Here is an 18,781-nt window from a genome sequence, read left to right on the forward strand (position 1 = left end):
ATAAGCCCCATGGTGGGTGCCGCCATGGCGAGCTTTATGCTGTCCGCCCATGCCGATTTTATCGACGACAGCCACGCCGACGTGACCCTGCTCAACCGCTATCTCAACCAGCAGGGTCGTGACGTGGTGGGCAGCAACGCCAAGGCGCACAGCGTGCGGGATTGGGGCCAGGGTTTCGAGTTCAACTTCAAGTCCGGCTACACCGACGGCCCGGTAGGTTTTGGCCTGGATCTGCAGGCGTTTTACGGCTTGAAGCTCGATTCCGGCGGCGATCTTAACGACAAAGACCACCAGGGCCGCTACCCCGGCAGTATGTTCCCGCTGGACAACGGCAAGTCCGCCGACCAGTTCGGCGTGCTCAGCCCAACGTTCAAAATGCGCTTCGCCAAGGATGAGCTGCGCCTCGGCACCTTGTTCGGCAACAACCCGGTGCTGGCCAACACCGACGGCCGCCTGTACCAGCAGACCAACACCGGCGTGCAACTGGTGTCCAAAGACCTCAGCGACTTCACCTTCACCGGCGGCGATATCTTCAAGACCAAGATCCGCAACGAAACCGGCGACCAGGGCATGATCACCGCCGGCGGCACCAAAGACAGCGATCGTTTCCTGTTCGGCGGGGCGGATTACACCGGCATCCAGAACACCACCGTGAGCCTGTGGTATTCCAACCTTGAGGACTACTACCAGCAGTTCTTCCTCGGCGCCAAGCGCCATGACGCGTTGAGCGTGGGCGCCATCGACACCGACGTGCGCGTGTTCCGCAGCCTCGGTGTGGGCGCCAACGCCGATGGCGACAAAGACTTCACCGGCGCCGGTCTATATGGTGACGGCACCAGCAAAGGCCGCATCAACCAGACCACCGCCAGCCTGCTCGAGAGCTACAGCCTGGACGGCCACACCGTCGGCCTGGGCATCCAGAAAAACAGCGGCGACAGCGACTTTCCGTACCTCGATTCCGGCCTCAACAGCGGCGACAACCGCCAAGGCCCTGGCTCGGGCGCCGACACCCCGGCCCTCACCAACATGCAGTTGAATAAATTTCAACACGCCGGTGAGCGCACTTGGCTTGCGCAGTACAAGTACGACTTCGGTAAGCTGGGCCTCACCGGCCTGACGTTCTCGGCCGCCTATGCCCACGGTGATGACATACGCACCGTGCAAGGCACCACCAGCGAGTGGGAACGCAATATTGCCGTGGCATACCAAGTACCGACCGGCACCCTCAAGGGCCTGGGCGTGACCTGGAAAAATGCCCACGCCAGCCCGGACATTACCGGTGCCACCGTCCAAGATGAAAATCGCTTTTATGTCAGCTATGTCGTTCCACTCTGGTAGCAAATTGCTGTAGAACGGAACGGCAGGCTCAAGCGATTCAGCTGGTTAAAAGGCCTGGGAATAACCTTATTCCCAGGCCTTATTTGCCTACGTCCAAGAGAGGATTCGATGACTTACATTGCTGCCGAAAACCGCTATGAATCTATCCCGTACCGCCGCGTAGGCCGCAGTGGGTTGGTGCTGCCGGCACTGTCCCTGGGGCTGTGGCACAACTTTGGCGACAGCACCCCGATCGACACCCAGCGCGCCTTGCTGCGCACCGCATTCGACCTGGGGATCAACCACTTCGACCTGGCCAACAACTACGGCCCACCGTATGGCAGCGCCGAGATCAACTTCGGCCGTTTGCTGCGTGAAGACTTCAAGCACTACCGCGACGAACTGATCATTTCCAGCAAAGCCGGCTGGGACATGTGGCCAGGCCCTTACGGCCAGGGTGGCGGTTCGCGCAAATACGTTCTGGCGAGCCTGGACCAGAGCCTGCAACGCCTGGGCGTCGACTACGTGGATATTTTCTACTCCCACCGTTTTGACGCCGACACCCCGCTGGAAGAAACCGCCAGCGCACTCGCCACTGCCGTGCAACAGGGCAAGGCGTTGTACATCGGTATCTCGTCTTATTCCGGAGTAAAAACTCGCGAAATGGCTGCGCTGCTGCAAGAGTGGAAAGTGCCGCTGTTGATTCACCAGCCGGCCTACAACCTGCTCAACCGCTGGATCGAAAAAGACCTGTTGGACACCACCGATGAGCTGGGTGCCGGTGTGATTGCCTTCACGCCGCTGGCCCAGGGCTTGCTCACTGACAAGTACCTCAACGGCGTGCCGGCCGATGCGCGGGTCAACCGCCCAGGTGGCGGCTCGCTGCAGGCCAAGCACTTGTCCGAAGCCAACATTGCCCATGTGCGTGGGTTGAATGAAATCGCCAAGCGCCGCGGCCAGAGCCTCGCGCAACTGGCCCTGGCCTGGACCCTGCGTGACCCACGGGTGACCAGTGCCTTGATTGGTGCGAGCCGGCCGGAGCAGATCATTGAAAACGTCGGTGCGTTGAAGAACTTGAGCTTCAGCGCGGAAGAACTGGCGGAGATCGACCGGTTTGCGCAGGAAGGCGGGATTAACCTGTGGGAAAAACCGTCCACTGCTGAATAGGCTGGTACAACCCGGTCAAAAATGTGGGAGCGGGCTTGCTCGCGAAGGCGGTAAATCAGTCGACGAATCTGTTGGCTGACACTCCGCCTTCGCGAGCAAGCCCGCTCCCACATTTGATCTTCAGTGTGGCAAATTCACTCAGTTGTACTCGGTCAATGTGGGAGCCGGGCTTGCCCGCGATGGCGGAGTGTCAGTCGATGAATGTATGGGCTGGTACGCCGCTATCGCAGGCAAGCCAGCTCCCACACTTTGATTTTCAGTGTGGAAAATTCATTCGGCAGTACGCGGTCAATGTGGGAGCCGGGCTTGCCCGCGAAGGCGGTGTGTCAGTCGATGAATGCATGGGCTGGTCTACCGCTATCGCAGGCAAGCCAGCTCCCACACTTTGATCTTCAGTGTGGCAAATTCACTCGGCAGTACGCGGTCAATGTGGGAGTCGGGCTTGCCCGCGAAGGCGGTGTGTCAGTCGATGAATGCATGGGCTGGTCTACCGCTATCGCAGGCAAGCCAGCTCCCACACTTTGATCTTCAGTGTGGAAAATTCACTCGGCAGTACGCGGTCAATGTGGGAGTCGGGCTTGCCCGCGAAGGCGGTGTGTCAGTCGATGAATGTATGGGCTGGTACGCCGCTATCGCAGGCAATCCAGCTCCCACACTTTGATCTTCAGTGTGGCAAATTCATTCGGTTGAACTCGGTCAATGTGGGAGCCGGGCTTGCCCGCGAAGGCGGTGTGTCAGTCGATGAATGTATGGGCTGGTACGCCGCTATCGCAGGCAAGCCAGCTCTCACTTTTGATCATCGCCAGGCGCTAGAACGGGACGTCGCCCAGGATCGTGGCGCGATGCATCACGCGCCGCTGCGGTCGGTAGTCATCCACGGCGTAGTGCTGGGTCACGCGGTTGTCCCAGAACGCCACGTCGTTCTCCTGCCAGCGCCAGCGAATGGTGAATTCCGGCCGCGTTGCGTGGGCAAACAGCAGCTTCAGTATGGCCTCGCTTTCCGCCGGCTCCAGCTCGTTGATCTTGGTGGTGAAACCGTCACTGACAAACAACGACTTACGCCTGCTGACCGGATGCGTGCGCACCACCGGGTGTGACAGCGGTGGATTCTTCTTGCGGGTCTCCTCCCAGCGCGCCAGGTCTTCGGCGGTGTTGCCAAAGCGCTCCAGCGGGAAGGATTTGGTGAAGTCGTGCGTCGCCGTCAGGCCATCGAGCAGGCGTTTGAGCGGCTCCGACAAGGCTTCATATGCCGCGATGCCACTGGCCCACAACGTGTCGCCACCAAAGGCCGGCAGCAGCTTGGCGCTGAGCACCGCACCGAGCGCAGGCGTCGGCAGGAAGGTCACGTCGGTGTGCCATACGGCGTTATCGCGTACGTCGGTCACGGCGGTGTCGAGGATCAGCACTTCGGGCTGCTCCGGCACGTTGGGGTAGATCGGGTGAATATGCAGGTCGCCAAAATTTGCCGCAAACCGCGCCTGTTGCTGCGGGGTGACGGCTTGGCCACGGAAGAACAGCACCGAGTGGCTGAGCAGCGCCTGCTCAATGGCGTCACGTTCTAGGAGGCTCAACGGTTGGGTGATATCGACGCCACTGATCAGGGCGCCCAGGGCGGTGCTTATCGGCGTAACGGTCAGGCTGCTCATGCGGTTCTCACTCAATGTGCCTGGCCATGCCAGGGCACCAATTTGCGCTGCAGGGCACGCAGGCCCATTTCCATGGCGAAGGCGATCAGGGCGATCACCAGAATCCCCAGCACCACCACGTCGGTGACCAGGAACTGCGCCGCCGACTGCACCATAAAGCCCAGGCCGCTGGTGGCGGCGATCAGTTCGGCGGCAACCAGGGTCGACCAACCCACTCCCAGGCCGATGCGCACGCCGGTAAGGATGTCGGGCAGGGCGCTCGGCAGGATCACATGGCGAATCAACTGGGCGCGGGTGGCGCCCAACGACTGCGCGGCACGCAGCTTGGCCGGGTCGACCGTGCGCACGCCGGTCGCGGTGGCGATGGCGATAGGCGCAAAGATCGCCAGGTAAATCAGCAACACCTTGGACAGCTCACCGATGCCGCACCAGATCACGATCAGCGGCAGGTAAGCCAGGGGCGGAATCGGCCGGTAGAACTCGATCAGCGGGTCGAGGATGCCACGGGCAATGCGGTTGGAACCGATGGCAATCCCCACCGGCACGGCGGTCAGCACCGCAAAACCCAGGCCCAGGCCGATGCGCGTGAGGCTCGCGCCCAGGTGCTGCCACAAGGTGGAATCCATATAGCCGGTGGTCGCCAGCAGCCAGCCTTTTTGCAGCACGGCGGACGGCGGCGGCAGGAACAGTGGTTCGATCACGCCAGTGGCGGTGACCGCCCACCAGAGCGCCAGCAAGGCAACCAGGGTGAGTACGCTGATCCACCGCGTGCTCAGGCTACGACGTACCGCAATGACCTTGTGCGTTACCGGCTTGGCAGCCGTGGCGGGAAGTTCGTAGCTGCTCATGCGGACACCTGCCGTTGCGAGAACACTTTGCCCAGCACGTGTTCACGGGTTTCGATAAAGCGCGGGTCGGACTTGATCGCCCGCGCCGATTCACCGGCGGCGTAGCGTTGACCGAAGTCCAGGTGCAGGCGCTCGACAATCTGGCCTGGGTTGGGCGCCAACAGGATCAGGTCGGTGGCGAGAAATACCGCCTCTTCAATGTCATGGGTAATCAGGAACACCGGCTTGGCCGTGCGCCGCCAGACTTGCAGGAGCAATTCCTGCATCTGTTCGCGGGTGAAGGCATCAAGGGCGCCGAAAGGCTCGTCCATCAACAATACGCGAGGGTCTGCCGCCAACGCGCGAGCCAGGCCCACACGCTGTTTCTGGCCACCGGAAAGCTGCCAGACACGGCGGCTGTCGAAACCGGCGAGGTCGACCAGTGCGAGCATTTCCCGGGCGCGCACTTCACGTTGCGCCTTGGGCACACCGGCCAGCTCCAGGCCGAAGCCGACGTTGGCCAGCACGTCCTGCCAGGGCAGCAGAGCATCGTCCTGGAACACCACGCCGCGTTCGGCGCTCGGGCCTTTGACCGGCACGCCATCGAGGGTGATGCGCCCGGCAGAGGGTTCGACGAAACCGGCAATCAGGTTCAACAGCGAAGTCTTGCCACTGCCGGACGGGCCGAGGGCCACCAGCAATTGCTGAGGCCCAAGGTCGAGTGAAATATCGGACAGTACCGGTTCTGTGGCGCCTGGGTACTGTGCGCTGATGCGCTCCAGTTGTAGCAAGGCCATCGCGAGGAACTCCTTGAGTCAGTTAGTGATGAACTTGGCGCTGACGTAAGGGGCGTAGTCCGGCAGCACGGCGTCGACTTTGCCTTGTTCCTTGAGGAACGCGGCGGTGTCGGTCACAGCCTTGGTAGTCGGTGCGCCCAGCAGGGTCACTTGGTCAGCCGCCAGTGGGTAGACGTTGCCTTGCAGCAGCAGTGGGATGTCACTGGCCTTGGCGCCGGAGAGCTTCACCAGCTTGTCGACGTTGCCTTTGTCGGCCAGCCACGCTTGTGGGTCTTTGCGGTAGGCGGCGTAGGCGTCCAGGGTAACTTTGGCGAAGGCGGTGACGATTTCCGGGTGTTTTTCGGCGAAGTCTTTGCGCACGATCCAGGCATCGAAGGTGGGCGCGCCGAACTTGGCCAGTTCGCCGGAGGTGATCAGCACTTTGCCGTTTTCCTTGGCGACGCCCAGGGCCGGGTCCCACACGTAAGTCGCGTCGATATCACCGCGCTTCCACGCCGCGATGATTGCCGGCGGTGCGAGGTTGAGAATGGTCACTTTGGAAGGGTCGATGTTCCAGTGCTTCAGCGCGGCCAACAGGCTGTAGTGGCCGGTGGAAACGAAGGGCACGGCAATCTTTTTGCCGATCAGGTCCTGTGGGCTGTTGATCCCCGAACCATTGCGCGCTACCAGCGCTTCAGCGCCGCCGATCTGGGTGGCGACCAGGAAGGTTTCCACCGGCACTTTGCGCGTTACCGCAGCGGTCAGTGGGCTGGAACCGAGGTAGCCGATCTGCACGTCGCCGGAAGCAATAGCGGCAATGATGTCGGCGCCATTGTCGAATTTGCGCCAGTCGATCTTGGCGTGGGTAGCTTTTTCATACGCGCCGTCGGCCTGGGCGACTTTCGCCGGGTCCACGGTGGTCTGGTAGGCGATGGTCACATCTGCCGCCTGGGCAAACAGGCTGGCAGCGGCCAGGGACAATGCGGCCAAGAGGCGCAATGGGGTAAGCAGTTTCAAGGGGAAGCTCCTCAATCAGGCGGCCGAGGGTCGGCGTGTGAGGAGACTAAATGATCTAATAACTCGAAAATAAATAACATTTTCGAATTAGCTTATGAGTAGAAGAGTGAGCGCAATCTTCAACCCAGTGATGGCAAATGTGGGAGCTGGCTTGCCTGCGATAGCATCACCTGGGTATCACTGATACACCGAGGTGTTTGCATCGCAGGCAAGCCAGCTCCCACACAAACCAGGTACCACAGGAGACGGCGTGATGCCTTTAGTTACTGATCGCCAGAATGCTTGCCTGGTACGAGCCGACAAACACGTCAAAGTCGCCCACTTCGTTCTGCTCAAGCTCCACCTGCTGAGCCAGCGACTTACGCGCCAGCTCTTCAAAGCGTGCCTGCTCATCGGCCGGTAACGGCTCCTGACGGAAGTGCGCGGCGTGCACCTCGCTCTGGTGCAGGGAGAACTGCGCAAAACTCTCTTTGCGCTCGGCCATCGTTGCCAGTACTTGGGCCGACGGCGTCAGGGACGAGTCCTTGACCTTCGCCAACTGAGCGTCCAGCGCCTGGCTGTGCTCGGTGATGCCATGGCTCTCATCCAGCAAGGCCGCGAGCGGGGCAATCTTCTCCAGCAGCTCGGTGGCCCATTCCTTCATGTCCACCGCTTGGCCGTCACGCTGCAATTGCAGGCCTGGGCGACGGCCCTCCTTGACCACACTGAGGAAGTTGGAGGTGGCATTGCCGCACTCGTTGTTGGCGAACAGCGGGCTGTCGTTCAACGCGCAGTACAGCAGGAACGCATCGAGGAAGCGTGATTCCGGCAGGTCGATGCCCATCGGCAGGAACGGGTTGATGTCCAGGCAGCGCACTTCGATGTACTGGATGCCACGGGCCATCAGCGCCTGGATCGGCCGTTCGCCGGTGTAGGTCACGCGCTTGGGGCGGATATTGGAGTAGTACTCGTTTTCGATCTGCAGGATGTTGGTGTTGAGCTGTACCCACTCACCATCCTTATGGGTGCCGACTTCGACGTAAGGTGCGTAGGGCGTTGCCACCGCTTCACGCAGGCTGTCGGTGTAGCTGCTCAAATCGTTGTAGCACGGCGTCAGGCCGGCTTGGGCGTTGCTCTGGTAACCCAGGTCGCTCATGCGCAGGCTGGTGGCGTACGGCAGGTACAGCGTGTCGGCGTCCAATACGTCCAACTGGTGCGAACGACCGCGCAGGAAACCGGCGTCCAGCGCCGGTGAGGCACCGAACAGGTACATCAGCAGCCAGCTGTAGCGGCGGAAGTTACGGATCAGCGCGATGTAGGCGGTGGACTGATAGTCGCGGTCGGTGCCGACGAAGCCTTCAGTCTCCTTGAGCAACGGCCACAGCTGTTCCGGCAGGGAAAAGTTGTAGTGGATGCCGGCGATGCACTGCATGGTCTTGCCGTAACGCAGGGCCAGGCCCTTGCGGTACACGTACTTGAGTTGGCCGATATTGGAGGTGCCGTAGTAGGCGATCGGAATATCTTCCTCGGCCGGCAACGGGCACGGCATCGAAGGGCTCCACAGGTACTCGCTGCCGAGCTTGCTGTAGGCAAACCGGTGGATCTTGTCCAGGCTGCTCAGGGTATCGGCCGGGTTGGGCAGGGCGGGAGTGATGAACTCCAGCAGCGATTCCGAGTAGTCGGTGGTGATCAATTCGTTGGTCAGCGCGGCGCCCAGTGCTTCGGGGTGCGGCGTTTGTGCCAGGCGACCCTCACCGGTGACGCGTAGGCATTCACGCTCGATGCCGTGCAAGCATTGCTCTAGCAGGGAGAGGTGTTCGCGCTTGCCGAGCAGGGCCAGGCGGCGGTTGAGAAGTTCGCTCAAGTTGGATTCCTTCACGCGTCAGTCGCCCCAATATGGGGGTGGGCAGGACGGTCTACAAGGGTGAAGTTGAAACTGGCGTTATCGCCTGGTTTAGAGTCGATTTGGCTCACATTGAAAAAGCCTACTTCACTCCATGAATTGGGCTATAGCGCAGCAAGAAAATTCCGACGCTGTTGTCGCAGCGCCGAAATTAACTCAAATCGAGGGCGGGGAGCTAGAGGACAGCGAAGGTGCCTTGTGCTTTTGCGACAAGTCTTTCGCCTTGATACACATCGGCTTCCACCACCAATGTGCGTCTGCCGGCGTGAATCACCCGGCTGGTGCACAGCACATCCCCGTCTTCGACGGCGCGGATATAGTTGATCTTGCACTCGATGGTCGCGCTCTGCTGGTCAAAACCATGGGCGCTGGAACAGGCCAGCCCCATGGTGATGTCGACCAGGCTGAAAATCGCCCCGCCATGGAGCTTGCCCGCGCGGTTGCGCAGTTGCGGCTCCAGGGTCAGGGCCACCTCGGCAACGCCCTCGTCCAGGCGTTGCAGGCGGCAGCCGATCAGCTCGCTGAAGGCGCTCTGGGTCAAACCGGCCGGGATCTCCATCAGCGTTTCTTCAACTGCTTGGCGTTGGCGAACAGCGACGCCATGGCGTTGTTGCTCGGCGCGGCCGTCGCGGTGGGTTCTTTACGCGGCGCACTGCCCTGGGACTGGCGCGGTGCCGAGCCTGGGCGCGCACCACGGGCGCCGTCGATTTTCTCGCCGGGGGTGTCGCTCATGCGCATCGACAGACCCACGCGTTTACGCGGGATATCGACTTCCATGACCTTGACCTTGACCACGTCACCGGCTTTGACCGCTTCGCGCGGGTCCTTGATGAACTTCTCCGAAAGCGCAGAGATGTGCACCAAACCGTCCTGATGCACGCCGATATCCACAAAGGCGCCGAAGTTGGTCACGTTGGTGACCACGCCTTCGAGGATCATGCCCGGCTGCAGGTCCTTTAGGTCTTCAACGCCGTCCTGGAACTCCGCGGTCTTGAACTCGGGACGCGGGTCGCGGCCAGGTTTTTCCAGCTCTTGCAGGATGTCGGTGATGGTCGGCACGCCGAAGGTTTCGTCGGTGTACTTTTTCGGGTCCAGGCGCTTGAGGAACGCGGCGTCACCGATCAGCGAACGGATATCACGGTCGGTCTCGGCGGCAATGCGCTGTACCAGCGGGTAGGCCTCCGGGTGCACCGCAGACGAATCCAGCGGGTTATCGCCGTTCATGACGCGCAGGAAGCCGGCGGCCTGTTCAAAGGTTTTTTCGCCCAGGCGTGCCACTTTTTTCAGCGCGGCACGGGTTTTGAACGCACCGTTCTCGTCACGGTGAGTAACGATGTTCTGCGCCAGGGTGGTGTTCAGGCCGGAGATACGCGCCAGCAGCGCGACCGAGGCGGTGTTTACATCCACACCCACCTTGTTCACGCAGTCTTCCACTACTGCATCCAGGCCGCGCGCCAGTTTCAGCTGCGAGACGTCGTGCTGGTACTGGCCGACACCGATGGATTTAGGGTCGATCTTCACCAGCTCTGCCAGCGGGTCTTGCAGGCGGCGAGCAATGGAGACGGCGCCACGGATCGACACGTCGAGGTCCGGGAATTCCTTGGAAGCCAGTTCCGACGCCGAATACACCGACGCGCCGGCCTCGGAGACCATGACCTTGGTCATCTTCATGGCGGGGTACTTTTTGATCAGCTCGGCGGCCAGCTTGTCGGTTTCGCGGCTGGCGGTGCCGTTGCCGATGGCGATCAGGTCCACGGCGTGCTTGGCGCACAGCGCGGCCAGGATGGCGAGGGTCTGGTCCCACTTGTTGTGCGGCACGTGCGGGTACACGGTGGCGTGGTCCAGCAGCTTGCCGGTGGAGTCGACCACCGCCACCTTGCAGCCGGTGCGCAAGCCCGGGTCGAGGCCCAGGGTGGCACGCGGGCCGGCCGGTGCGGCCAGCAGCAGGTCGTGCAGGTTGTGGGCGAAAACGTTGATCGCCTCGGTTTCGGCGCTGTCGCGCAGCTCGCCGAGCAGGTCGGTTTCCAGGTGCGTGTAAAGCTTGACCTTCCAGGTCCAGCGCACGACTTCACCGAGCCACTTGTCCGCAGGACGGTTCTGATTCTGGATACCGAATTGTTGACCGATCATGCCTTCGCACGGGTGCATGGTGCCCGGCAACTCGTCGCCGACTTTGAGTGCGGAGCTGAGAATGCCTTCGTTGCGACCCCGGAAAATTGCGAGTGCGCGGTGCGACGGCATACTCTTGAGCGGTTCGTCGTGTTCGAAATAATCGCGAAACTTGGCGCCTTCTTCCTCTTTGCCGGCGATAACGCGAGCGCTGAGAATGGCTTCCTGCTTGAGGTAGGTGCGCAGTTTTTCCAGCAGGCCGGCGTTTTCGGCGAAACGCTCCATGAGGATGTACTTGGCACCTTCGAGGGCGGCCTTGACGTCGGCGACGCCTTTTTCGGCATCGATAAAGCGTGCGGCTTCGGTTTCCGGGGTCAGCGACGGGTCGTTGAACAGGCCGTCGGCCAACTCGCCCAAACCGGCTTCCAGGGCGATCTGGCCCTTGGTGCGGCGCTTCTGTTTGTAGGGCAGGTAAAGGTCTTCGAGGCGGGTCTTGGTGTCGGCGAGCTTGATGTCGCGTTCCAGCTGCGGGGTCAACTTGCCCTGTTCCTCAATGCTGGCGAGGATGCTGATGCGCCGTTCGTCGAGTTCTCGCAGGTAGCGCAGGCGCTCTTCCAGGTGACGCAGTTGGGTGTCGTCGAGGCTGCCGGTCACTTCTTTACGGTAACGGGCGATGAAAGGCACCGTGGAGCCTTCATCCAATAGCGCGACGGCCGCTTCGACCTGTTGTGGGCGTACACCGAGTTCCTCGGCAATGCGGCTGTTGATGCTGTCCATAAAACCACCTGAAATTCTTGAAAGCAGCTCGCAGGCCCGGAAAACAAGGCGTTGCGAGGCTTGTTGAGCGGCGCCAGCGGCGCCGCTGCCTGGGTCAAAAGGCTGCCTGTTGACCCTCGAAATCGGGAAATTGCTGCCCAGCGCTGAAAAAACGGCTGAGGCTGCAAACAGTAAAGTCTGACAGTGCCCTGCATGAAGGCGCCGCATTATAACCAGCGTTCTGCCCTTGAGGGGTACTGCGCCGGTGGTGTAGGACGCGGGTTCGCTGGCGGTGGAGGAAAAATCTGCTAACAATGCACACGGTGCGTATAACGGCAGCTACGCCATAATGCGCGCCGAGATAAGAGGAGCATCTAATGAGCAGCACTGCACAAACTGCTGAAGGCGAAAAAATTCTCATCGTTGACGACGATCCGGGGCTGAGCAGCCTGCTGGAACGTTTTTTCAACTCCAAGGGCTACCGTGCCCGCGCGGTGCCGAACACCGAGCAGATGGACCGCCTGTTGGGGCGTGAAGTGTTCAACCTGGTCGTACTCGACCTGATGTTGCCCGGCGAAGACGGCCTTACCGCCTGCAAACGCTTGCGCGGTGCGAACAACCAGATCCCCATCATCATGCTGACCGCCAAGGGCGATGAGCTGAGCCGCATCAAGGGCCTGGAACTGGGCGCTGATGACTACCTGGCCAAGCCGTTCAACCCTGACGAGTTGATGGCCCGGGTCAAAGCCGTATTGCGTCGCCAGGCACCGCCGGTACCGGGCGCACCAGGCAGCGAAGACGAGAGCGTCACCTTTGGTGAATACGAGCTGTCACTGGCGACACGCGAGCTTAAGCGTGGCGAAGAAGTGCACATGCTGACCACCGGCGAGTTCGCCGTGCTCAAGGCATTGGTGATGAACGCTCGCCAGCCGCTGACCCGCGACAAGCTGATGAACCTGGCCCGTGGCCGCGAATGGGACGCCCTGGAGCGCTCCATCGACGTGCAGATCTCCCGGTTGCGCCGGATGATCGAGCCGGACCCGGCCAAGCCGCGGTACATCCAGACGGTGTGGGGCGTGGGTTATGTGTTTGTGCCGGATGGCACTGCTACCAAGTGACCGATGACTTGCAGGCGCGGGCATCTCGGCGTTTGACTCCATGAGGGTCGACGGGATGCCCGGCGTCTGCAATTCTGCGAGCGCCGCTCGTTCCTGCAAGGTGTTTAGCTGTCTCCTATGAAAACCCCGTTGTGGTTCCCGCAAAGTTTTTTCTCTCGCACCCTTTGGCTGGTGCTGATCGTCGTGCTGTTTTCCAAGGCACTGACGCTGGTTTACCTGTTGATGAACGAAGACGTGCTGGTAGACCGGCAGTACAGCCACGGCGTGGCGTTGACGTTGCGTGCCTATTGGGCGGCCGACCCCGAGAACCGCGAGAAAATCGCCAAGGCCGCCACCCTGGTTCGTGTGGCGGGCGCGGGCGTGCCGGAGGGCGAGCAGCATTGGCCCTACAGCGAGATCTACCAACGGCAGATGCAGGCTGAGCTGGGTGAAGACACCGAAGTGCGGCTGCGTATGCATGTGTCGCCCGCTTTGTGGGTGCGTGCGCCGAGCCTGGGGCAGGATTGGCTGAAAGTGCCGTTATACCCGCACCCGTTGCGGGGGCAGAAGATCTGGAACGTGCTGGGCTGGTTCCTGGCCATCGGCTTGCTTTCGACGGCGTCCGCGTGGATTTTCGTGCGTCAGCTTAACCAGCCGCTTAAACGCCTGGTATTTGCCGCGCGCCAACTGGGGCAGGGGCGCAGCGTACGCCTGCCGATCAGCGATACGCCCAGTGAGATGACCGAGGTGTACGGTGCCTTCAACCAGATGGCGGAGGATGTCGAACAGGCCGGGCGCGAACGCGAGCTGATGCTGGCGGGCGTATCCCATGACTTGCGCACGCCGCTGACGCGTTTGCGGCTGTCTCTGGAGTTGATGGGCAACCATAACGACCTGACCGACGACATGGTGCGCGACATCGAGGACATGGACGCGATTCTCGACCAGTTCCTGGCGTTTATCCGCGATGGCCGTGATGAGGTGGTGGAAGAGGTCGATCTCACGGACCTGGTGCGTGAGGTGGTGGCGCCCTACAACCAGAATGGTGAACAGGTGCGTATGCGCCTGGAGCCGATCCAGCCGTTTGCATTGCGTCGGGTGTCGATGAAGCGCCTGTTGAACAACCTAATCGGCAACGCCCTGCATCACGCGGGTTCAGATGTGGAAGTGGCCGCGTATGTGTCCGGTGACAGCACTGCGCCCTATGTGGTGTTGAGTGTGATGGACCGTGGCACGGGCATCGACCCGGCGGAGCTGGAAGGCATTTTCAACCCGTTCACCCGTGGCGACCGTGCGCGGGGCGGCAAAGGTACGGGGCTGGGGCTGGCGATTGTGCGGCGAATTGCTTCGATGCATGGCGGCAATGTTGAGTTGCGTAACCGCGAAGAGGGCGGCCTGGAAGCGCGGGTGCGCTTGCCGCTGGGCTTGATGTTGCCAAGGGATGCGGTCTAACAAACAACATAGATCAAATGTGGGAGCGGGCTTGCTCGCGAAGGCGATGTGTCAGTCAACAGGTGTACCGACTGATCCGGCGCTTTCGCGAGCAAGCCCGCTCCCACATTGGTTTTGCAGTGTACCAAGGCTTGCTGCGTATCAGCCCTTGCCCTTGGTCCGGGTCATATTCGGCCCACCATTCTTCTCCAGATGCTGAATGATGATCCCCGCCACATCCTTGCCGGTGGTGGTCTCGATCCCTTCAAGCCCCGGTGATGAATTCACCTCCATCACCAGCGGGCCATGGTTGGAGCGCAGGATATCCACGCCCGCCACTGCCAGGCCCATCACTTTGGCGGCCCGTAGTGCAGTCATGCGTTCTTCCGGGGTGATCTTGATCAGGCTGGCACTGCCGCCACGGTGCAGGTTGGAGCGGAACTCCCCTGGCTTGGCCTGGCGTTTCATGGCGGCAATCACCTTGTCGCCAACCACGAAGCAGCGGATATCCGCACCGCCGGCTTCCTTGATGTATTCCTGCACCATGATGTTCTGCTTGAGGCCCATGAACGCCTCGATCACCGACTCGGCGGCAGTTGCCGTCTCACACAGCACCACGCCGATACCTTGGGTGCCTTCGAGTACCTTGATCACCAGCGGCGCACCGTTGACCATCTCGATCAGGTCGGGGATGTCATCGGGGGAGTGGGCAAAGCCGGTCACCGGCAGGCCGATTCCCCGGCGTGACAGCAGTTGCAGGGAGCGCAGCTTGTCCCGCGAGCGGGCAATGGCCACCGATTCGTTGAGCGGGAACACGCCCATCATTTCAAACTGGCGCAACACCGCGCAGCCGTAGAACGTCACCGAAGCACCGATCCGCGGGATCACCGCGTCAAAGCCTTCCAGCGGCTTGCCTCGGTAGTGGATCTGCGGCTTGTGGCTGGCAATGTTCATATAGGCACGCAACGTGTCGATCACCACCATTTCATGGCCACGTTCAGTGCCGGCCTCGACCAGGCGGCGGGTGGAATACAGACGCGGGTTTCGCGACAGCACAGCAATCTTCATGCAGCACCTGGGGCAGAAATAGTAGAGACCGGGAACACCGGCTTGTCTTGAACGTACTTGACGCCGGGGTTGACCACCAACTGGCCGTCAATCAGCGCCTTGGAACCCAGCAACAGGCGGTAACGCATGGCCTTGCGGCAGGCCAGGGTGAATTCCACCCGCCATACTCGGTCACCCAGTGCCAGGGTGGTGCTGATTACATACCGCACCTGCGCGTGGCCGTTTGAGCTCTTGATGGTTTTCATCGTCACCAGCGGCGCTTCGCAGCGACGATGACGCAGTTGCACCACGCTGCCCAGGTGCGCGGTAAAGCGCACCCACTTCTCACCGTCGCGCTCAAAGGGCTCGATATCGGTGGCGTGCAGGCTCGAGGTGCTGGCACCGGTGTCGATCTTCGCGCGCAGGCCGGCCACTCCCAGGTCTGGAAGGGCCACCCACTCGCGCAGACCCACAACGGTCAAATGGTCAAATGTCTTCAATATGGGTAACCGGTCAGTTCGCCCAGGCCTGGGGTGAAACCTCGGCCAAGGCTTTAAACGCAGGCTTGGCGAACCAGTAGCCCTGCATCAGAAATATTCCGCAGTTGGACAGGAAGTCACGCTCGCCGGCACTTTCGATACCTTCAGCAATGACAGTAATCCCCAACTGCTCACAGATTGTGACAATCCCCTGGACAATTACCTGCCGGACACGATCCTGGTCGACATCGCGAATCAGCGCCATGTCGAGTTTGATCAAGTCGGGTTGGAAATCGGCCAGCAGGTTCAGCCCCGAATAGCCGGCACCGAAGTCGTCGATGGCGGTCTTGAAGCCGAATTCGCGGTATTCACGCAGAATATTGGTCAAATGGCGATAGTTATCTACATGCTCGTTTTCCAGCGTTTCGAAAATCAACCGATCCAGCGGGAAATTATGCGCGCGGGCCGCCTCCAGCGTGCTGCGAATGCACAACTCCGGCCGGTACACCGCATTGGGCATGAAGTTGATCGAAAGATAGCTTTGCATTCCCAAGGCGGCGGCCCCCGCAATCGCCTGAGTACGGCAGCGTTGGTCAAAGCGATAACGGTTGCTGTCGTTGACCTGCTCCAGCACCGACAACGCCCCTTCACCGTGAGTGCCGCGCACCAATGCTTCGTGGGCAAAAATCGACCGGTCGCGAAGGTCTACGATAGGCTGGTAGGCGAAGGAAAAATCGAAACCCAAGGCTTCGCTTTGCTGGCAACCTACGCAACGCTGGTGGGGCGAGGTGAGTGAGGTGGGAAAGTCGGTCACAGCGTATCCTCGCGAAAACAGGGGGTGTCTGGCGTATCTTAGGTGAGGCTTGGGATTTATGCGTTGAAGAGGTTCAACGGTAAAGTTGCGACATTTTTCAGAGCGAGGAATTCAAGTGGCTCAAAAGCAGGAAGAGGAAGAAAAGGTCCGTTTGGACAAGTGGCTGTGGGCCGCGCGTTTTTACAAAACCCGTGCCCTGGCCAAGGCGGCCATCGAGAGCGGCAAGGTGCACCATCGCGGCGAGCGCTGCAAGCCGGGCAAGGAACCGCGCGTCGGAGACGAGTTGCAGATTCGCACCGGGTTTGACGAAAAGACTGTGGTGGTGCAGGCGCTGTCCGTCGTGCGTCGTGGCGCGCCTGAGGCGCAGGCGTTGTATGCCGAAACCGAAGCCAGTATCGCCAAGCGCGAAAACGCTGCGGCTATGCGTAAGGCCGGCGCAACCGGCATGACCACCGATGGCAAGCCGAGCAAGAAGCAGCGTCGCGATTTGTTCAAGTTTCGCGGCAGTGGCAATGATGATTGACACGGATCTCCCTTTAAAAGGAAATCGAAAATGTGGGAGCAGGCAAGCCAGCTCCCACATTAGGACCGCGGTGTTACGCGGTTGTACGCATAACACTTAAGCGCCCTATGACTGGCAGCTTGCCGAGCAACCCGAAAACCGGCGCCGTCACCCGCATCAGCAACCCGGACACCTTCGCCGCAAACGGCGTGTAATACCCCCAACCCAACGCCAACAACGCCAGCAACACCCCGCCGATGTAATCGTCCTGGCCCCAATGCGCGCCCGCCACCAGCCTTGGCATCATGAACAACAGCGCCAAGCCCCAGATCACTACCACCTGGGTGAAACGCTGGGAAAACACCGTCATGAACATGCCCCAGATCAGCAGCACCGACGCATGATCGCCCGGGAAACTCTGGCTGGAACGGTCCTTCAGTTCCCAGGTTTTCTCCAGTCCCGGGAAATAATCACTCATATGAATCGCGCCGCTGATCACCATCGACGGGCTGCTGTGCTGCCAGCCCATTTGCGCCGTGAGCTTGGAAAACAGCATGCGGATAAACAGCAACAGCAGCAGAATGCTGAGGAAACCAAAGAACGCCTGGCGCACCTGGATGGCGTTGAACACCCAGTCACCGCGAATCAGCAGCGTCAACAAAATCACCCCGACCACGGCATCGAACGGTCGCAAACTGGCCACTGCCCACACATGCAACCACGTCGAATGACTTGCCAGTGGGTCATTGAGCAGATGAAACAGCCATTCGTCGAAAACCACACACAGCATCTGTCCCGTGGGCCACAGCCAAAAACACAGCAGCCCGATAGCGACTAGATTGCACAAGGCCAACCTCCCGAGGTTCCACCTGGCTTGGAACAAACCCGGATTGTTCATAAACTGTCCCTCTTCGCTCTGTAAAAACGCACCAAAAAGGTGCCAAAGCGTTTAATTCTATAAACCTTGTAACCAATTTGTCATCAATTCAGATACCCAGACCTATGACTGATCTACCGGATACCGACTTCACCCAACGCTTTATCTTCGATGAGAACGACGCCCGCGGCGAACTGGTCTCGCTGGAGCGCAGCTATGCCGAAGTCCTCGCCAAGCACCCCTATCCGGAGCCGGTCGCGCAACTGCTCGGTGAGCTGATGGCGGCGGCCTCGCTGCTGGTAGGCACCATGAAGTTCGACGGTTTGCTGATTTTGCAGGCCCGTTCCGAAGGCCCGGTGCCGATGTTGATGATCGAGTGCTCCAGCGAGCGCGAAATCCGTGGCCTGGCCCGTTACGAGGCTGACCAGATCGCGCCGGATGCAACCTTGTCTGACCTGATGGCGAACGGCGTGCTGGCGATCACCGTCGACCCCACCGAAGGCCGGCGTTACCAGGGCATCGTCGACCTCGATGGCGAAACTCTTTCGGACTGCTTCACCAACTATTTCGTGATGTCCCAGCAGGTCGGCACCAAATTCTGGCTCAACGCGGACGGCAAGCGCGCCCGTGGCCTGCTGCTGCAGCAACTGCCGGCCGACCGCATCAAGGACGACGATGAGCGCACCGACAGCTGGCGCAAACTGACCGCCCTGGCCGGTACCCTGACGGCTGAAGAACTGCTGGGCCTGGACAACGAAACCATTCTGCATCGCCTCTACCACGAAGAGGCCGTGCGCCTGTTCGACGCCCAGGGCCTGCGCTTCCGTTGCAGTTGCTCGCGTGAGCGCTCCGCCAACGCCTTGGTAAGCCTGGGCCTGGAAGATGCGCAGCAATTGGTGGTGGAACATGGCGGCAATATCGAGATCGACTGCCAGTTCTGCAACCAGCGCTACCTTTTCGATGCGGCCGATGTCACCCAATTATTCGCCGGTGCAGGCATCGACACCCCTTCCGATACCCGCCACTAAAACGTTTAA

At 60.7% G+C, this 18,781-nt stretch carries 17 protein-coding genes; 6 read left to right on the top strand and 11 right to left on the bottom strand.

The window, feature by feature from the left end; translation table 11 throughout:
• The first annotated feature begins 9 nt into the window (after nt 1–9).
• Together AOA59_RS12570 and mgrA are read left to right on the top strand one after the other, a co-directional pair.
• Nucleotides 10–1,338 carry an OprD family outer membrane porin gene (locus AOA59_RS12570; protein ID WP_083269337.1) on the top strand — a complete coding sequence of 443 codons (1,329 nt, stop codon included), beginning with the start codon at nt 10–12 and terminating at the stop codon, nt 1,336–1,338.
• A 108-nt stretch (nt 1,339–1,446) separates the two neighbouring features.
• Nucleotides 1,447–2,484 (top strand): L-glyceraldehyde 3-phosphate reductase, encoded by a 1,038-nt coding sequence (mgrA, locus tag AOA59_RS12575; RefSeq protein ID WP_056858182.1) that lies wholly within the window; start codon nt 1,447–1,449, stop codon nt 2,482–2,484.
• Between the two features lie 809 nt (nt 2,485–3,293).
• Here mgrA and tauD read toward each other — a convergent pair.
• From tauD to AOA59_RS12610, 7 genes are all read right to left on the bottom strand, one after another.
• Nucleotides 3,294–4,130: a taurine dioxygenase gene (gene tauD / locus AOA59_RS12580; protein WP_099487649.1), complete on the bottom strand. Its 837-nt coding sequence runs from the start codon at nt 4,128–4,130 to the stop codon at nt 3,294–3,296.
• 11 nt (nt 4,131–4,141) lie between these two features.
• A complete protein-coding gene (gene tauC, locus AOA59_RS12585) occupies nt 4,142–4,978 on the bottom strand; it encodes a taurine ABC transporter permease TauC (protein ID WP_056858184.1) in 837 nt (278 codons plus the stop codon).
• A complete protein-coding gene (tauB, locus tag AOA59_RS12590) occupies nt 4,975–5,754 on the bottom strand; it encodes a taurine ABC transporter ATP-binding subunit (protein ID WP_056858185.1) in 780 nt (259 codons plus the stop codon). Before tauB ends, tauC begins: the two co-directional genes overlap by 4 nt.
• An 18-nt stretch (nt 5,755–5,772) precedes the next feature.
• Nucleotides 5,773–6,750: a taurine ABC transporter substrate-binding protein gene (gene tauA / locus AOA59_RS12595; protein ID WP_099487650.1), complete on the bottom strand. Its 978-nt coding sequence runs from the start codon at nt 6,748–6,750 to the stop codon at nt 5,773–5,775.
• Between the two features lie 259 nt (nt 6,751–7,009).
• The gene (gene gshA, locus AOA59_RS12600; protein WP_065930846.1) at nt 7,010–8,593 is read right to left on the bottom strand and encodes a glutamate--cysteine ligase; all 1,584 of its coding nucleotides are present in this window, start codon (nt 8,591–8,593) and stop codon (nt 7,010–7,012) included.
• Between the two features lie 214 nt (nt 8,594–8,807).
• The gene (locus AOA59_RS12605) at nt 8,808–9,191 is read right to left on the bottom strand and encodes a PaaI family thioesterase (RefSeq protein WP_017135364.1); all 384 of its coding nucleotides are present in this window, start codon (nt 9,189–9,191) and stop codon (nt 8,808–8,810) included.
• Entirely contained in the window at nt 9,191–11,518 is a 2,328-nt protein-coding gene (locus tag AOA59_RS12610; protein WP_099487652.1) for a Tex family protein, read from the bottom strand. Before AOA59_RS12610 ends, AOA59_RS12605 begins: the two co-directional genes overlap by 1 nt.
• Before the next feature lie 356 nt (nt 11,519–11,874).
• On the opposite strand from AOA59_RS12610, the gene ompR reads away from it, so the two are divergent.
• Both ompR and AOA59_RS12620 read left to right on the top strand, forming a co-directional pair.
• Nucleotides 11,875–12,615, top strand: a complete 741-nt coding sequence (gene ompR, locus AOA59_RS12615; protein ID WP_017135366.1) for a two-component system response regulator OmpR — start codon at nt 11,875–11,877, stop codon at nt 12,613–12,615.
• Between the two features lie 117 nt (nt 12,616–12,732).
• Nucleotides 12,733–14,046 (top strand): ATP-binding protein, encoded by a 1,314-nt coding sequence (locus AOA59_RS12620; protein WP_056858189.1) that lies wholly within the window; start codon nt 12,733–12,735, stop codon nt 14,044–14,046.
• A 141-nt stretch (nt 14,047–14,187) separates the two neighbouring features.
• Here the strand turns inward: AOA59_RS12620 and rimK are convergent, their stop codons facing one another.
• The 3 genes from rimK to AOA59_RS12640 are packed head-to-tail and all read right to left on the bottom strand — an operon-like array spanning nt 14,188 to nt 16,365.
• The gene (gene rimK, locus AOA59_RS12630; protein ID WP_003171022.1) at nt 14,188–15,093 is read right to left on the bottom strand and encodes a 30S ribosomal protein S6--L-glutamate ligase; all 906 of its coding nucleotides are present in this window, start codon (nt 15,091–15,093) and stop codon (nt 14,188–14,190) included.
• Complete coding sequence (locus AOA59_RS12635; RefSeq protein ID WP_169986753.1) at nt 15,090–15,554, bottom strand: ATP-dependent zinc protease; 465 nt, start codon at nt 15,552–15,554, stop codon at nt 15,090–15,092. The genes rimK and AOA59_RS12635 overlap by 4 nt, the downstream gene beginning before the upstream one ends.
• 31 nt (nt 15,555–15,585) lie before the next feature.
• A complete protein-coding gene (locus tag AOA59_RS12640) occupies nt 15,586–16,365 on the bottom strand; it encodes an EAL domain-containing protein (RefSeq protein WP_099487656.1) in 780 nt (259 codons plus the stop codon).
• A gap of 115 nt (nt 16,366–16,480) precedes the next feature.
• Between AOA59_RS12640 and AOA59_RS12645 the strand changes: the two genes are divergently transcribed.
• Nucleotides 16,481–16,888 (top strand): RNA-binding S4 domain-containing protein, encoded by a 408-nt coding sequence (locus AOA59_RS12645; protein WP_017135369.1) that lies wholly within the window; start codon nt 16,481–16,483, stop codon nt 16,886–16,888.
• A gap of 73 nt (nt 16,889–16,961) precedes the next feature.
• On the opposite strand, the gene AOA59_RS12650 is transcribed toward AOA59_RS12645, so the two are convergent.
• Nucleotides 16,962–17,765 carry a phosphatase PAP2 family protein gene (locus tag AOA59_RS12650; protein WP_099487658.1) on the bottom strand — a complete coding sequence of 268 codons (804 nt, stop codon included), beginning with the start codon at nt 17,763–17,765 and terminating at the stop codon, nt 16,962–16,964.
• Nucleotides 17,766–17,869: 104 nt separating this feature from the next.
• On the opposite strand from AOA59_RS12650, the gene hslO reads away from it, so the two are divergent.
• Nucleotides 17,870–18,772: an Hsp33 family molecular chaperone HslO gene (gene hslO / locus AOA59_RS12655; protein ID WP_099487659.1), complete on the top strand. Its 903-nt coding sequence runs from the start codon at nt 17,870–17,872 to the stop codon at nt 18,770–18,772.
• The last annotated feature ends 9 nt before the right edge of the window (nt 18,773–18,781 follow it).

The sequence above is a fragment of the Pseudomonas sp. 2822-15 genome (assembly GCF_002742515.1).
Classification (GTDB): domain Bacteria; phylum Pseudomonadota; class Gammaproteobacteria; order Pseudomonadales; family Pseudomonadaceae; genus Aquipseudomonas; species Aquipseudomonas salomonii.

Bases quoted from the DNA above. Each gene is read 5' to 3' on its own strand.
- mgrA (WP_056858182.1), top strand. From the start codon at position 1,447: ATGACTTACATTGCTGCCGAAAACCGCTATGAATCTATCCCGTACCGC.
- rimK (WP_003171022.1), bottom strand. From the start codon at position 15,093: ATGAAGATTGCTGTGCTGTCGCGAAACCCGCGTCTGTATTCCACCCGC.
- AOA59_RS12650 (WP_099487658.1), bottom strand. From the start codon at position 17,765: ATGAACAATCCGGGTTTGTTCCAAGCCAGGTGGAACCTCGGGAGGTTG.
- AOA59_RS12610 (WP_099487652.1), bottom strand. From the start codon at position 11,518: ATGGACAGCATCAACAGCCGCATTGCCGAGGAACTCGGTGTACGCCCA.
- AOA59_RS12620 (WP_056858189.1), top strand. From the start codon at position 12,733: ATGAAAACCCCGTTGTGGTTCCCGCAAAGTTTTTTCTCTCGCACCCTT.
- ompR (WP_017135366.1), top strand. From the start codon at position 11,875: ATGAGCAGCACTGCACAAACTGCTGAAGGCGAAAAAATTCTCATCGTT.
- tauB (WP_056858185.1), bottom strand. From the start codon at position 5,754: ATGGCCTTGCTACAACTGGAGCGCATCAGCGCACAGTACCCAGGCGCC.
- tauC (WP_056858184.1), bottom strand. From the start codon at position 4,978: ATGAGCAGCTACGAACTTCCCGCCACGGCTGCCAAGCCGGTAACGCAC.
- hslO (WP_099487659.1), top strand. From the start codon at position 17,870: ATGACTGATCTACCGGATACCGACTTCACCCAACGCTTTATCTTCGAT.
- AOA59_RS12605 (WP_017135364.1), bottom strand. From the start codon at position 9,191: ATGGAGATCCCGGCCGGTTTGACCCAGAGCGCCTTCAGCGAGCTGATC.
- tauD (WP_099487649.1), bottom strand. From the start codon at position 4,130: ATGAGCAGCCTGACCGTTACGCCGATAAGCACCGCCCTGGGCGCCCTG.
- AOA59_RS12570 (WP_083269337.1), top strand. From the start codon at position 10: ATGGTGGGTGCCGCCATGGCGAGCTTTATGCTGTCCGCCCATGCCGAT.